Source organism: Polaribacter sp. Hel1_85, from assembly GCF_000766795.1.
In the GTDB taxonomy this organism is placed as follows: domain Bacteria; phylum Bacteroidota; class Bacteroidia; order Flavobacteriales; family Flavobacteriaceae; genus Polaribacter.
The window spans coordinates 990,962-1,005,202 of record NZ_JPDS01000002.1; the positions used below are offsets into that span (position 1 = coordinate 990,962).

Consider the following 14,241-nt stretch of genomic DNA (forward strand, 5'->3'; position numbering starts at 1 on the left):
ATTTTTTTAATTTGTTAAAATAAGTGAGCAATTAATGTTATTAATTACGTTTTTAATATTTGGCTTTAATGATGTTGAATCATTATTTTCTCTATTTACAAAAAGTAAATTGACATCACTTTTTGATAAATAATTAGAAATATTTTTAAGAACATTATCGCCTTTTTCAAAAACGTATTCAACTATTTTTGTGTCTTTTAAAGGCGTTTCTTCTTTTAAGTTACTAGAACTACCAGATATTGTAAAAGACGTTAATGGTTTTTCTGTAGAATTTATAATGTTTTCTGAAAATATGTTTTTTGATTTTGTATAATTAAACACGCCTAGAGAAAGATCTTTATTGGGTTCTAAAGGATTATTTTCATCCGAAATCACAATAGTTCCTTTATGTTTTTTAAGAATAAATTGCGTAATATTATCACCTATAAAGTTTAATATTTTTGTTTTTCTTTTGCCTAATACAATAATATCTGGCTTTTTTTCATCTATAAATTTATCTATTTCGTTTTTTAAATTTCCAATAGCGAAAGTGTGATTTATAGTAACATTGTAATTATTAGAAATAGGATTTATTATATTTTTAATTTTTTTATCAATTGATAAATATTCTTTATTTATAGTTCTCATTGCAGATAATTGACTTTCTTTTTTCACAACTTCTGTTGGTTTTTTTACATAGAAAAAGTTGATGTCTGCATCTACTATCTTTGCTAAACTTACACTGCTTTTTATTGTATTACTTGTAAACTCATTTAAATCAGCAAGTACTAGAATTTTATGTTTATTTGATATCTCCATGGCTTTAGCTTAAACTTAAATTAGATTTTGGTCTTTCATTAAAAAAATGAATAAAACTTTCAGGGTTTTCTACAATACCACGTTTAGAAATTAGCTTAATGTCAATATTTCTTTCTTTTGCTTTAAATAAGAAATCTTCAAGAATTTCAATAATATCGTTATCTAAATATCTTGTTTTGATTAAATCTATTTCTAAAAAAGTGTCTATTGGTAAGCTATCTAATTCTTTTAAAATGGCTCCTTTATTAAAGAAAGTTACTTCTTCCGCAAGTGTCATTTTTATTTTGTGTTTTCCATTACTTTTATCTTCAATATGAAGAAAATGAGAGTTTTGATAACTCTTTAAAAGAATAACAACAATACCAACAGAAAGACCTAAACCAATACCAACTAATAAATCTGTAAAAACAATACCAAAAACTGTTACAGTAAAAGGGATAAATTGTTTCCATCCTAGTTTATACATTTGTTTAAAAAGTGCTGGTTTAGCTAATTTATATCCTACAATTAATAAAATTGCAGCTAAAACTGAAAGTGGAATTTTATTTAATAAAGTAGGAATTAAAATTACAGAGATCAATAATAATAAACCATGAATGATGGCAGACATTTTTGTTCTTCCTCCAGATTGTATATTTGCAGAACTTCGTACAATTACTTGTGTAATTGGTAATCCTCCTACCAAACCAGAAAGAATATTACCTGTTCCTTGTGCCAATAACTCTCTATTTGTTGGTGTTACGTTTTTATGTGGATCTAATTTATCTGTTGCTTCTACACATAATAAAGTTTCTAAACTTGCTACTAAAGCAATTGTAAACCCTACAACCCAAACTTCTGAATTTGTTATAGCACTAAAGTTAGGAAAACTAAACTGGCCTAAAAAAGAGTCTAAATTATCCGGAACAGGAACACTTACTAAATGTGAAGCACTAATACCAAATTTTGATCCTGAACCTGTTACAAAATAATAAACAATACCTGCTACAACAGCAACAAGAGGTCCTTGAACTATATTAAATATTTTTCCTTTTTTAGATAAAACATTACCCCAAAGAATTAAGATTCCTAGTCCTATTAAACCAATTATTGTAGAACCTAAACTAATATTATTTATAGATTTAAAAATTTCTGAAAAAGTATTTTCCCCATCTACTTGAAAGAATGCAAAATCTCCTTCTGGGTCTGAATCATACCCAAAAAAATGTGGAATTTGTTTTAAGATAATTATAATTCCAATTCCTGTTAACATTCCTTTTATAACAGAAGAAGGAAAATAATACCCAATAACACCTGCTTTTAAAAAGCCAAAGATTAATTGTATGATACCCCCTAAAACAACTGCTACTAAAAAGTTTTCATACCCACCTAATGTACCAATTGCTGTTAAAACTATTGCAGCTAAACCTGCTGCTGGTCCACTAACTCCAATTTTAGAGCCACTTAAAGAACCTACTACCGTACCACCAATAATTCCTGCAATTAAACCAGAAAAAAGAGGAGCCCCACTTGCTAAAGCAATTCCTAAACAAAGAGGTAATGCTACGAAAAACACTACAATACTTGCAGGTAAATCGTTTTTAATGTATTTAAACATATATAAAAGTTTTTATCTCTAATTTTTTTAGAGATGTTTGAAATTTAAAAAATGATTGATTTTGTCTTAATTAACGAAATGTTATGACAAAAATTCTGGTGGAGGAGTAGTGATTTTTGGGTATTGAGAAGTGTAATTTTTAGATAAAAAACTTACATTTTTCCTTTTTTGAATTCCATTATGCACAAAATCCTTAGAATTTTCAGTTGGGTGAATTTTAATTTCTAAATCTTTAGCAGATTCTTTCCCTTCTTTTCCTTTGTGTTCTTCTTCTTCATTAATCTCTAATAGAAATGCTATATCCTGGTTATCATCAACAAAACTAATTACTGCAGGAGTAATTAATAATACTGAAAATAGTAAGGTAAAAAATAGTGCAATTCTAACTCTCAATGAATATTTTTTTTTAATTCATGCGAAAATAAGAAAGGTTTTTAAAATATTTGTTAAATAAAAATTAAAAATTGTTTAACAGTTTTATTTCATCAGCAATAATCCAACCTAATTTACCGTCAGCAATTTTTATTTTTTTCCAATTATCTACTGCATCCAAAACAAAAACTTTTGTTCCTTCATGTAAGGTAAATACTTCTTCAGAGTTTAAAGTAGGCGCATTTCTAACTTCGGTTTTCTCAGCAAAAACAATAGCTTCTTTATTTTTTTTAGAGGTATTAAATTGATTATAAGTTATAAATAACGAACTAAATAAGAATATAAAACTAACAATACTTGTTACAAAGTAGAATCGTTTTTTAGACGGAATTTCTGCAAAATAAAACAATAAAAAAAGTAAACTTCCTAATATTGAAAAGACAACAACTACTATTGCCCATTGATTATAAGACAGTTTCTGTAAATAATTGTTATTGAATTTTTGAAGAACAGTTTGTGGCAACTCTTCAATATTATCTAGAGCTAAACGTTTTGCAAAAACAAGGTTGTTTTTTACATCTTCATTTAAAGGATTTAATTTTAAAGCTTTTTCATAATAGTAAATTGAAGGTCCAACTTTATTAAGTTTATAGTAGGAATTTCCTAAATTATAGTATAATTCTGATGAAACTAAATCTTGAGCTTCTACTTTTTTATATTCTTCAATAGCTTCTACAAATTTACTTTCTTTGTATAAATTATTTGCAGAAACAAACAAGCTATCTACATTTTGCGCAGTAACTGAGTTGGCAATTATCAATAATAAAAAAAATATTTTTTTCATTTTTATAATTCTTATAATTGTTTGTCTAATTGAACAATAACTTGTTTTGCTCTTTCAAATTCGGCTTCCATTTCTGTATTTGTAATTTGAGAATAACGAGCCATATCAGAATGTTTTAAAACTTCAATAAATTGATGAATTGTTGTTGTTTCAATATTTTTATGTTCTAAAATTTCAGTAATTTTTTCTTTACTAATATCTGCAGTTTCAATACCTAACTTTGCTTTTAAGTAATTGTGTAAAGCACGCTCTAATGCTTCATAAAAAGCTTCTTTTTTACCTAGTTGTTTTTGGGCTTCAGATAAATATTTCTTAGCTAGTTTATTTGCTTTTCTTAGTTTGTTTCCTATAATATCATTACTTCTTTCTTCATTCTTTTTAGCAATAAAAATACCAATTGGAACTGCAATAAGTGGTAATAATAACAGAATATAAAACAAGTTAGATTTAAAGAAATCATCAGTATTTACAAATTCTAAACTGCTTTTGGTTTGTATATACCTAAAGTTTTTTCCTGTAGAAACAATATCTTGTTTTTGAACAGCATTTGTGTCTACAACTGGTTTTAATTCTTTTCCTTCTAAAACATCTACAAAAAAATCTTCTGTAGTAATTGTGTGGTATTTTTCTTCTTTAGGATTAAAATAAGAAAACGAAACGTTAGGTATTTTATACTTTCCTTTATATTGTGGAACTACTGTGTACAAATCTGAAACTGAACCAGAAATCCCACTCGAATTTACCCTAACCTTCTCTTTTCTTTCTGGTTGATATTTTTCTAATTCAACTGGAGTTGTAACTTCTGGTAATTCAAACAATTTTAGGTTTCCTTTACCAGAAACGGCAACTTTAATTTGAGAACTTTCATTTGCTTTTAGAATTTCTTTGCTTAGTGAAACATCAAATTTTAAATCACCAACTGCACCATTAAAGTTAGCTGGTTTCCCTTCTAAAGGAAGACTTTTAGGACTGACTACTTTTTTAGCTGATGCAAATTCTTTTTTAATATTTCTTGTAATTACATTTCCAAAAAAGTCAGCTCTTCCTGTAGGAACTCCAATTACGATATCCATTTTCATTGGATCAATGGTTAGTTTACCTGTTTTTGTGGGAATTAATAAAGCTTTTTGAAGTACAATATATCTATAATCTTCACCATTATATTTTCCCATTTTTACAGGGAAACCATTTATTTTAATATTCTGATTCCAAAAGCCATTATATTGTGGAGCTTCAGTAACACCAGTGTCATAAACATTAATGTTTTCACTAACATATAATCTATATTCTACATAAATCCCTTCACCTACATAAGGTCTAGATTTAGATATTTCGGCAACTAAATGTATGTTTTGTTGTGCAACATAATTAGGGTCATTAGGGTCTTTTGGCAATTCTACAGCATCTAAAACAATAATTTTTATCGGATTAGATTTTAAAGCTTTTCCTGCAATTTTAATACTTGCAGCTCCAATAGTTAATTCTCCTTTTCTTTTTGGTTGAATGATGTATGTGTAAGATTGAGAGAATGTCATTTGTCTTCCATTAGATGTCATAACCATGGATTGACTTACAGATTGACTTGGACCACCAACTACTTTAAAATTACTGAATTTAGGAGGAGAAAAGTCATCTCCACCTTGCTTATTTATTGAGAATTCAATTCTTAAACGTTGATTTAAACCCAATTTGTTTTTACTCACTTTAGCTGTTAAAGTTGCTTCTTGTGCAGCAACATTAAGTGTAAGTAAGCTAATAAATAGTGTTATATAAAATTTCAACTTTATTTTCATTTTCTATGAGATAGCGAATCTACCAATCTTTTTCTTGTTTTACTTTTTTCCCTTTCGCTTTTTTAGCATTCATTTTCTTTTGGGTTTTTTTCTCTTCATTATTTAAACTTTCTAACAATTGCTTAATTTGTTGTGGAGTCATTTTCCCTTGTTGAGGTTTTGGTTTTTGCTTGTCTTTATTCTCGTCCTTTTTAGGATCCTTATTTTTATCCTTGTCTTTATCTCCTTCACCATCTTTATCTTTGTCGTCCTTTTTGTCTTTATCGTCGCCGTCTTTCTTATCCTTATTTTTGTCTTTGTTCTTATCGTCTTTATCCTTTTTATCTTTGTCTTTGTTGTCCTTATTATCTTTTTTATCGTCTTTTTTGTCTTGATTTTCTTTGTCTAATAATTTTTGAGCAACTGCTAAATTATAACGAGTTTCATCATCACTAGGATTGTTTCTTAACGAGTTTTTATAAGCATCTACAGCTGGCTGATATTGCTTTTGCTCCATCATAGCATTACCAATATTATGATAAGCTTCTGCCTTTGTAAATTTATCTTTTGCAGTTTCTGCTGTTAATTCAAATTGAGGAACAGCTTCTTTAAAATTTTTATTCTGATACAAAGCATTTCCTAAATTATAAGTTGCTTTATCGTATTTAGTATTATTTGCTAATGATTTTTGATACGCAACAGATGCATCTGTATATTGTTTTTTACTATATAATTCATTTCCTTGGCGTAATAATTTTCTCGCTTTACGTTGTAATGCAATAGAATCTTTTTGAGCTATAATTTCTTTGGATGAAAATAGCATCAAGAAAATGATAAAAATGTATTGTAAATTCTTCATGTTATTTTTTTGTTTTTTCTTCATTAAACAAATCAACTTTTGTTAACCATTTTGTTTTCTTTTCAAATAAGAAAATATCAATAATTAAGAATAACAATCCAATTGCAACAAACCATTGAAATTGGTCTTTATAATCTGAAAACTGTTTTGTTTCGAATTCATTTTTTTCTGCATTTGCAATAATTTCTGCAAGTACTTTTACAGGTTTTTCTGTAATATTACCATCAATATATTTTCCATCAGCAGCATCTGCAATTCCTTGTAGAACTTCAGGTTTACGTTTGGTAATTACGGTTTCTCCTTTTCTGTCTTTTTTATAGCCAATCATAGAGCCATTTAAACGCATAGGAATAGGACCGCCATTTTCTGTACCAACACCAACTGTGTAAATTTTTACACCTTCTTTTGTTAAGGTTTGAGCTACTTGTTTTGTTTCTTCTTGATGATCTTCTCCATCAGAAATAATGATTAAGAAACGGTTTGTTTGCTCATCATTATTATAATACGTTTTTGCTAATTCTAAAGCACCATTAATATCTGTTCCTTGGCTAGAAACCATATCTGGATTTGCATTTTGCAAAAACATATTTGCAGCTGCATGATCTGTTGTTATTGGTAAAAGTGGATACGAATTACCTGCGTAAATAATAATTCCTACTCTATCTGAACCTAATTTATCAATAGTTTTAGAGATAATTTGTTTTGCTTTTTCTAATCTGTTTGGAGCAATATCTTCTGCCAACATACTTTTAGAAACATCTAAAGCAAAAACAATATCTACACCTTCTCTTTTTACTGTTTTTAGTTTGGTTCCCATTTTAGGGTTTACCAAAGAAATTATTAAAAAAGTGATTCCTAAAAGTAAGATGATCAACTTTAAAACAGATTTAAATATTGATGAATTTGGCGCTAATCTTTTTAATAAATTTAAATCAGAAAACTTCTTTTGCGTTCTTTTTTTCCACCATAAAACCAACAAGAAAATAACAACCATTGCAGGAATGATTATTAATAGCGAAAAATAAATTGGTTCTTCAATCTTATACATTGTGTAATTGTTTAAATGAAAGATTTAAATAATGTATTTCTTAAAATAAATTCTAGCAACAAAAACCCTAATCCTAAAAAGACAAAAATTCTATATTTTTCTTGATAATTATAGTATTTAAACTCTTCTATTTTTGTTTTTTCTAGCTTGTCAATTTCATCATAAATTTCTTTTAATGATGTATTATCTGTAGCTCTAAAATATTTTCCTTCTGTTTCTGCAGCTATTTCTTCCAACAATTTTTCATCAATCTCTACTTGCTGTTTTCTAAATTGTAATTTTCCTGTTCTTGGATCTCTACTCCAAGGAAAATCTGCCATTCCATTAGTTCCAATTCCAATGGTATAGGTTTTAATTTTTAACTCTTTGGCTAATTCAGTTGCAGTTCTTGGGTCTATGTTTCCAGAATTATTTACACCATCAGTTAAAAGAATAATCACTTTACTTTTTGCGTTACTTTCTTTTAACCTGTTTACAGCAGAACCTAAACCCATTCCTATAGCAGTTCCTCCTTCTAATTGTCCCCATTTCAATTCAGAAATAGTACGTTTTACAATTCCTTTATCACTAGTAATTGGTGTTTGGGTAAAACTTTCTCCAGCATAAACTACAATTCCTATTCTATCATTTGGTCTTCTATCAACAAAATCTACAGCAACTTTTTTAAGCGCTTCTAATCTGTTTGGTTTTAAATCTCTGGCCAACATACTTGCAGAAACATCAATTGCCATAACAATATCTATACCTCTGTTTGTTTTTGTTTTTTTACTAACAGAAACGTTTCTGGGTCTTGCTAAAGCCACAATAATTGCTGCTAATGCTAACAATCTTAATAGGTATAAGAGCGGTTTAAGTTTAGATAAAAGCGAATCTGTTTTAAAACCTTTTACACTTGGCATTGTTAAAACTGCTGCATCTTTTTTGCGCATAAAGAAATGCCAAATAGCTAATAACGGAATGATTATTAGTAGCCATAAAAACTCAGGATTATGAAATTCAAAATTACTCCAATTCATCATTTTCTTCAATAATTGGTTTAGGTTTTAAATTACTCACAATGTCTTGCGCGTCTTTTCTATCTTCTTCTATTTCTAAAGCCAAAGGTTTCGATTTTGCAAATTTTACCAAATCAGCTTCTTGTAATAAGTCTTTTAATTTTTTAATAGTGTCTTCTGATGTTTGAATCGTTTCTGCATTTTTAAAGTCTTTTAGCATATCTAAAACTTCATCAGTTGTTTTTTCTAATGCAGGAACATGTAATTCGCGCTCAATATAACCACGAACAATTTCAGTTAATTCAGAATAATATTCTTTAACTTTATTGTTTTGCCACAATAATTTTTCGTCTAATTCATTCAGTCTAAAAATGGCTTCTTCGAAAGGAGGTAAAGCTCTGTAGGTTGGTTCTTCCTCTTCTTCTTTTCGTTTTCTGATGACAAACCAATAAATCCAGAAACCAATAATTGCTAAAGCAGCTAAAAGTATGTAAATGTAGATTTTAAAATCATCAAAAGTAAGAGGTTCACTTTTAATAGATTTAATAGGAAACTTCTTCACTTTTGTTGTGTCAATAGCAATTGTAGCTACATTTACCAATAATGAATCTGTTAAGAAAGCTTGATTCTTTACAAAAATTTGTTGCTGTGGAATATAAAATGCGCCACTATCAAAACCTGTTAAAATGTATTTTCTGATTAATGATTTTTTTACGGTATCTGTTTTTGTTGAATCAACTATTTCTAATCCTTTTAATTGTAGTTTCGGTAGAATTACATTCTGAGTTTCATCAACAGAAATTTTTAAATTGAATTGCTCACCAATTCTAATGTTGGTGGTATCAATTTCTGCTTTAACCATTGGTGTTTGCTGTGCAAAAGCCAATGAGGAAACAAACAAAAACAAGAAGCCTATCTCTCTAACTCTTTTTCCGAAGGAAAGAAAGCACTTGGCTTGTGATTTTTTATCACTTTTTTTCACCGTTTTATATGTATTGTTTTTTATCAACTTAAAATTCACTTTTTATTTGTCTTCATATTTCACAAAGATTGCATCCGAGTGTTTCTTCCCTTCGGGAAGACTAAGATGGGCTTTTTTTATCTTCCTTTATGTTTAAAATAACCCAATAATTTTTTTACGTAACTTTCATCAACTCTTGTATTAATAGTACCTGCGCCACTTCTTTTAAACATGTTCACATAGTAATCAGACAAACGTAAAGCATTTGCTTTGTAACTTGTTCTAACAGATTTTGCTGATGTATTTATAAGCTGAACATTGCCAGTTTCTGAATCTAACATGGGCACCATTCCTAAATTAGGAATTTCTTCATCATGCTTATCATAAACTCTAATACCTGTTAAGTCGTGTTTTTTTGCTGCAATTTTTAATGTTTTTTCATAATCATCATCCATAAAATCAGACAACATAAAAACAATTGCTTTTTTCTTCATTACACTAGATAAAAATTTTAAAGCAGCAGCAATATTAGTTTTTTTACTTTTTGGTTTAAACTCTATTAATTCTCTTATGATTCTTAAAACGTGACTTTTTCCTTTTTTAGGAGGAATAAAAAGTTCTATATCATCAGAAAATAAAATTAAACCAACTTTATCGTTATTTTGGGTTGCAGAAAATGCCAATGTTGCAGCAATTTCTGTAACTGTTTCTTTTTTAAATTGAGTTGATGTTCCAAATAATTCAGATCCAGAAACATCTACCAAAAGCATCATTGTTAATTCACGTTCTTCCTCAAAAACTTTTATATAAGGTTCGTTATAACGTGCTGTAACATTCCAATCAATGGCTCTTACATCATCTCCAAATTGGTATTGTCTTACTTCAGAAAAAGTCATACCACGTCCTTTGAATGATGAATGATATTCACCTCCAAAAATATGATCAGACAAACGACGTGTCTTAATCTCTATTTTACGAACTTTTTTTAGTATTTCTTTTGTTTGCATTATTTCAGTTTGCAGTTGCAGTTTTCAGTCAGCACTTTTGTTATTAAAGATGTTCAGTAAATCAGAATTGAGTAAGCAAAACTGCCAACTGCTACTGATTTTACTGTCAACTCATTTATGGTACTTCAACTTCGTTGATAATTGAATTGATAATGTCTACAGAAGTTACATTTTCTGCTTCTGCTTCATAGGTAATTCCTATTCTGTGACGTAAAATATCAAAAACAACAGCTCTAACATCTTCTGGTATTACATAACCTCTTCTTTTAATAAAAGCGTAACATTTTGCCGCTTTTGCAAGGTTAATACTTCCCCTAGGAGAAGCTCCAAAACTAATTAAGTCTTTTAATTGTGGTAAGTTATATTTTTCTGGATAACGAGTTGCAAAGATAATATCAAGAATATATTTCTCAATTTTTTCATCCATATAAACTTCATTAGCAACTTCTCTTGCTCTTAAAATTTCTGCAACAGTAACCACAGGATTTACTTTTGCAAATCCGCCAGATAAATTCTGACGCATAATAATTTGTTCGTCTTGTAATTTTGGGTAATCAATGACCACTTTTAACATAAAACGATCTACTTGTGCTTCTGGTAAAGGATAAGTTCCTTCTTGTTCCACAGGATTTTGAGTTGCCATTACTAAAAAAGGCTCATCTAATTTAAAAGTAGTATCTCCAATTGTAATTTGACGCTCTTGCATTGCTTCTAACAAAGCAGATTGTACTTTTGCAGGCGCTCTATTAATCTCATCTGCTAACACAAAGTTTGCAAAAATCGGACCTTTTTTAATTGCAAAGTCATTTTCTTTCATGTTGTAAATCATTGTTCCAACAACATCTGCAGGTAATAAATCTGGTGTAAATTGGACTCTACTAAAACTTGCATTTATAGCTTTAGACAACGTATTAATTGCTAATGTTTTTGCTAATCCAGGAACTCCTTCTAACAAAATATGACCATTTCCAATTAATCCAATTAACAAACTTTCTATCATTTGCTTTTGGCCAACAATTACTTTATTCATTTCTAAAGTAAGAATGTCTATAAAGGCACTTTCTCTTTCTATTTTCTCATTAATAGCTCTTACATCTACATCCATTGTAATATTGTATTAAGTGTTATTTTTTACGAAAACAAAACTACAATTTTAACATATTTCCAATTGTTAAAAGTTGGTTAAAGATTTCGTAAGTTTTTGTTTATTTTAAAGGGAATTATTGTTGAATTTTAACAATTTGAATTCGGAATCATTAAATTCCCCATAAGTGAAATATTGAATCCAATCTCCAAGATTTATATAGGTACTTTTTTCTTGTAATTTTATTTCTAGCGGAAGATGCCTGTGCCCAAAAACAAAATAATCGTAATGTTGTTCTGTTAATTTCTGTTTGCAATATAAAACTAACCATTCGTTCTCATCACCTAAATATTTTGCATCTTCATCACCAGAAATTAATTTGTTTTTTACAGACATATAATGTCCTAAACGTACTCCTAAATCTGGATGCAACCATTTAAACATCCATTTAAAAAGTGGGAAAGTAAATACTTTTTTCATGCGTTTGTATCCATGATCTCCAGGTCCTAATCCATCTCCATGACCAATTAAAAACTTTTTATTGTTGATTAAAAATTCTTGAGGTGAATGATAAACAGGAATATTGAGCTCTTTTTCAAAATAATCATTCATCCATAAATCATGATTACCAATAAAAAAATAAATAGGAATGCCAGAATCTTTTATTTCTGCTAATTTACCTAAAACCCTTACAAACCCTTTTGGTACAACTGTTTTGTATTCGAACCAAAAATCGAATAAATCACCTAATAAGAAAATAGCTTCTGCATCTTTTTTTATGGTATCTAACCAAGCAACAAATTTTTTTTCGCGCGGAAAACTAGCTTCTGGAGTTGGCGCGCCAAAATGTTGATCTGAAGCAAAATAGATTTTTTTATTTTCTGTAGAAGTTATTGAAATCAAGAAATTGTTTATTTATATCCGTAAAAATAGAAAAACTTATTTATAAAGGGTGTTTATTTTACTATTGATTAGTTTTTAGTAATCTTTTTGTAGAAATCTCCATTATCAGTAATTATTTTAACAAAGTAAATACCAGCACTAAGTTGGCTTATATTTATTTCTCTTTTGGAAGTTTTTAGAATTTCTTTACCCAAATAGTTATACATAATTGTTTTGTTTATAAGTATGTTTTCTGATGTTTTAATAGTTAAAACATCTTTTATTGGATTAGGAAAAAGAGTAATGCTTTCTGATAAAAATACATTGTTTTTTACATTTAAAGTAACACTACTATTTCTAGAAACTAAATGAAAATCTGGATCAAATTCTAAAGAACTTACAGTAAAATTTACGTTTTCTATAAATGTTTGCCCATTATTTAAGTTGTTTAAAACAAGTTCTAAAACTTCTCCATTAGTACCCGTTAAACGAATAGGAACATTGGCTTCAAAAAATGAAACAGAGCTATGACTTTGGGTTTGATTTAATTGTATACTAATTGTATTTGTTGTGGGTTGATACCACTCTACATTATAAGTTGGATATCCTTGATTGTAAACCCAATCATTAAAAAATTCATCTAATTTTTGGCTACTTGCAGTTTCTAAATGTGCCAATAAATCTGGTGTTTTGGCATAATCATAAGCCAAGTTAGGATTTGTAATATAATTTTTTAATCCGTTAAAAAAATTAGAGTCTCCCAATTTTTTACGCAACATATGCAAAACCATTGCGCCTTTATTGTAAGACAATCTTCCGTTAAATATTCTACTGACATTTGTGGTGTCAATATCAGAAAGATAAACAGCTCCATCAGTAGAAGAAGTAACAGAATTTATGGTAGAACTTCTCCAACTTTTAAACGAAGATTCGCCATCTAAATGCTCTATTGTTAAACCAGAAAGGTAGGTTGCAAAACCTTCATTTAACCAAATGTCTTTCCAACTACCACAAGTAACTTTGTTTCCAAACCATTGATGTGCCAGTTCATGCGCAATTAAACCTCTATTAAAATTCCCCATAAAAGAAACTGTTGTGTGTTCCATTCCACCTCCCCAACCAAATTGAGCATGACCATATTTTTCGTTTTCAAAAGGATAATTGCCAAATAAATCAATAAAATGATTCATAATGTCTACTGTAATTCCTGTGCTACTTTGTGCAGAAATTAAACTTTCTGGGTAGACATAATTTACAATAGGAAAAGGATTTCCGTTGTTTGAAACAGTATGAGAATATGTTTCATAATTAGTAACAGCAATTGCAATTAAATAGGCAGGAATAGGATATTGATGTTTAAAATGTGTTGTTTTTTTTCCTGTACTTATTGTTGCATTTTGTTGCAATCCGTTAGAAACAGATGTGTATTGTTCTGGAGCAGTGATATAAACATCTATTTCGTCAATTTTATCATTTAAATCTTGTTTACAAGGCCACCAACCTAAAGCGCCATAAGGCTCAGAAAGCGTCCAAAGAACTGGAGTTCCATTATGAGTATTCACTTCAAAAGACCCAAACCCATTACTTGTTGGGTTTCCATTATAACTTATTATTACTGATGTTGAGTTGCCTTGATTTATAGTGTTTTGAAGTGTAATTACCAATTCATCATTAGCATTTTGAATAAACGCTAAAGAATTTCCATTTTGAGTTACAGAAGTTACAGTCATATTATCATCTAAATCAAAAGTAACGGTTGATAAATTGTCTAAAGCAGTAAAATTGGTTGTTACTTTACCAGTAATTGATGCAACTGCAGGATCTACCGAAAACTCTAATTTATGATATGTAATGTCATAATTTGATGTATTTGGGTTTGCTTTAAAATGAATTTTTGATGTAGCAGATTTTGCTTCGACTTCAGAAATTTTTATAATTTCTTGTGCTGTTGTTTTAGAAAAATTGATAAAAATTAAAAAGAAAATTACAATAAAACGAACCATAACTAGTAAATATTTATTG

General features: G+C 28.8%; 13 protein-coding genes. All 13 read right to left on the reverse strand.

The window, feature by feature from the left end; genetic code table 11:
* Window positions 1–6: 6 nt before the first annotated feature.
* On the reverse strand, window positions 7–798 hold the full coding sequence (locus PHEL85_RS11470) for a universal stress protein (RefSeq protein WP_235318269.1): 792 nt from the start codon (window positions 796–798) through the stop codon (window positions 7–9).
* 4 nt (window positions 799–802) lie between these two features.
* Window positions 803–2,395 (reverse strand): SulP family inorganic anion transporter, encoded by a 1,593-nt coding sequence (locus PHEL85_RS11475; RefSeq protein WP_036825133.1) that lies wholly within the window; start codon window positions 2,393–2,395, stop codon window positions 803–805.
* A gap of 81 nt (window positions 2,396–2,476) precedes the next feature.
* On the reverse strand, window positions 2,477–2,788 hold the full coding sequence (locus PHEL85_RS11480) for a hypothetical protein (protein ID WP_036825134.1): 312 nt from the start codon (window positions 2,786–2,788) through the stop codon (window positions 2,477–2,479).
* 64 nt (window positions 2,789–2,852) lie between these two features.
* Entirely contained in the window at window positions 2,853–3,611 is a 759-nt protein-coding gene (locus PHEL85_RS11485) for a tetratricopeptide repeat protein (protein WP_036825136.1), read from the reverse strand.
* 11 nt (window positions 3,612–3,622) lie between these two features.
* Window positions 3,623–5,404, reverse strand: coding sequence for a BatD family protein (locus PHEL85_RS11490; protein ID WP_235318270.1), 1,782 nt, complete (start codon window positions 5,402–5,404; stop codon window positions 3,623–3,625).
* A 19-nt stretch (window positions 5,405–5,423) separates the two neighbouring features.
* Window positions 5,424–6,266, reverse strand: coding sequence for a tetratricopeptide repeat protein (locus tag PHEL85_RS11495; protein ID WP_235318271.1), 843 nt, complete (start codon window positions 6,264–6,266; stop codon window positions 5,424–5,426).
* A complete protein-coding gene (locus PHEL85_RS11500) occupies window positions 6,244–7,290 on the reverse strand; it encodes a VWA domain-containing protein (protein WP_200882352.1) in 1,047 nt (348 codons plus the stop codon). Before PHEL85_RS11500 ends, PHEL85_RS11495 begins: the two co-directional genes overlap by 23 nt.
* An 11-nt stretch (window positions 7,291–7,301) precedes the next feature.
* A complete protein-coding gene (locus PHEL85_RS11505) occupies window positions 7,302–8,306 on the reverse strand; it encodes a vWA domain-containing protein (RefSeq protein ID WP_036826286.1) in 1,005 nt (334 codons plus the stop codon).
* A complete protein-coding gene (locus tag PHEL85_RS11510) occupies window positions 8,293–9,201 on the reverse strand; it encodes a hypothetical protein (RefSeq protein ID WP_036826289.1) in 909 nt (302 codons plus the stop codon). The genes PHEL85_RS11505 and PHEL85_RS11510 overlap by 14 nt, the downstream gene beginning before the upstream one ends.
* A 182-nt stretch (window positions 9,202–9,383) precedes the next feature.
* The gene (locus tag PHEL85_RS11515) at window positions 9,384–10,253 is read right to left on the reverse strand and encodes a DUF58 domain-containing protein (RefSeq protein WP_036825137.1); all 870 of its coding nucleotides are present in this window, start codon (window positions 10,251–10,253) and stop codon (window positions 9,384–9,386) included.
* Between the two features lie 115 nt (window positions 10,254–10,368).
* Entirely contained in the window at window positions 10,369–11,358 is a 990-nt protein-coding gene (locus PHEL85_RS11520; protein WP_036825138.1) for an AAA family ATPase, read from the reverse strand.
* A 105-nt stretch (window positions 11,359–11,463) separates the two neighbouring features.
* Window positions 11,464–12,240 carry a UDP-2,3-diacylglucosamine diphosphatase gene (locus PHEL85_RS11525; RefSeq protein WP_036825140.1) on the reverse strand — a complete coding sequence of 259 codons (777 nt, stop codon included), beginning with the start codon at window positions 12,238–12,240 and terminating at the stop codon, window positions 11,464–11,466.
* Window positions 12,241–12,308: 68 nt separating this feature from the next.
* A complete protein-coding gene (locus PHEL85_RS11530; protein ID WP_036825142.1) occupies window positions 12,309–14,222 on the reverse strand; it encodes a M1 family aminopeptidase in 1,914 nt (637 codons plus the stop codon).
* Between the last annotated feature and the right edge of the window lie 19 nt (window positions 14,223–14,241).

Excerpts from the sequence above, each read along its gene's own strand:
- PHEL85_RS11470 (WP_235318269.1), bottom strand. The coding sequence starts at position 798 with ATGGAGATATCAAATAAACATAAAATTCTAGTACTTGCTGATTTAAAT.
- PHEL85_RS11475 (WP_036825133.1), bottom strand. The coding sequence starts at position 2,395 with ATGTTTAAATACATTAAAAACGATTTACCTGCAAGTATTGTAGTGTTT.
- PHEL85_RS11485 (WP_036825136.1), bottom strand. The coding sequence starts at position 3,611 with ATGAAAAAAATATTTTTTTTATTATTGATAATTGCCAACTCAGTTACT.
- PHEL85_RS11490 (WP_235318270.1), bottom strand. The coding sequence starts at position 5,404 with ATGAAAATAAAGTTGAAATTTTATATAACACTATTTATTAGCTTACTT.
- PHEL85_RS11495 (WP_235318271.1), bottom strand. The coding sequence starts at position 6,266 with ATGAAGAAAAAACAAAAAAATAACATGAAGAATTTACAATACATTTTT.
- PHEL85_RS11500 (WP_200882352.1), bottom strand. The coding sequence starts at position 7,290 with ATGTATAAGATTGAAGAACCAATTTATTTTTCGCTATTAATAATCATT.
- PHEL85_RS11505 (WP_036826286.1), bottom strand. The coding sequence starts at position 8,306 with ATGAATTGGAGTAATTTTGAATTTCATAATCCTGAGTTTTTATGGCTA.
- PHEL85_RS11515 (WP_036825137.1), bottom strand. The coding sequence starts at position 10,253 with ATGCAAACAAAAGAAATACTAAAAAAAGTTCGTAAAATAGAGATTAAG.
- PHEL85_RS11520 (WP_036825138.1), bottom strand. The coding sequence starts at position 11,358 with ATGGATGTAGATGTAAGAGCTATTAATGAGAAAATAGAAAGAGAAAGT.
- PHEL85_RS11530 (WP_036825142.1), bottom strand. The coding sequence starts at position 14,222 with ATGGTTCGTTTTATTGTAATTTTCTTTTTAATTTTTATCAATTTTTCT.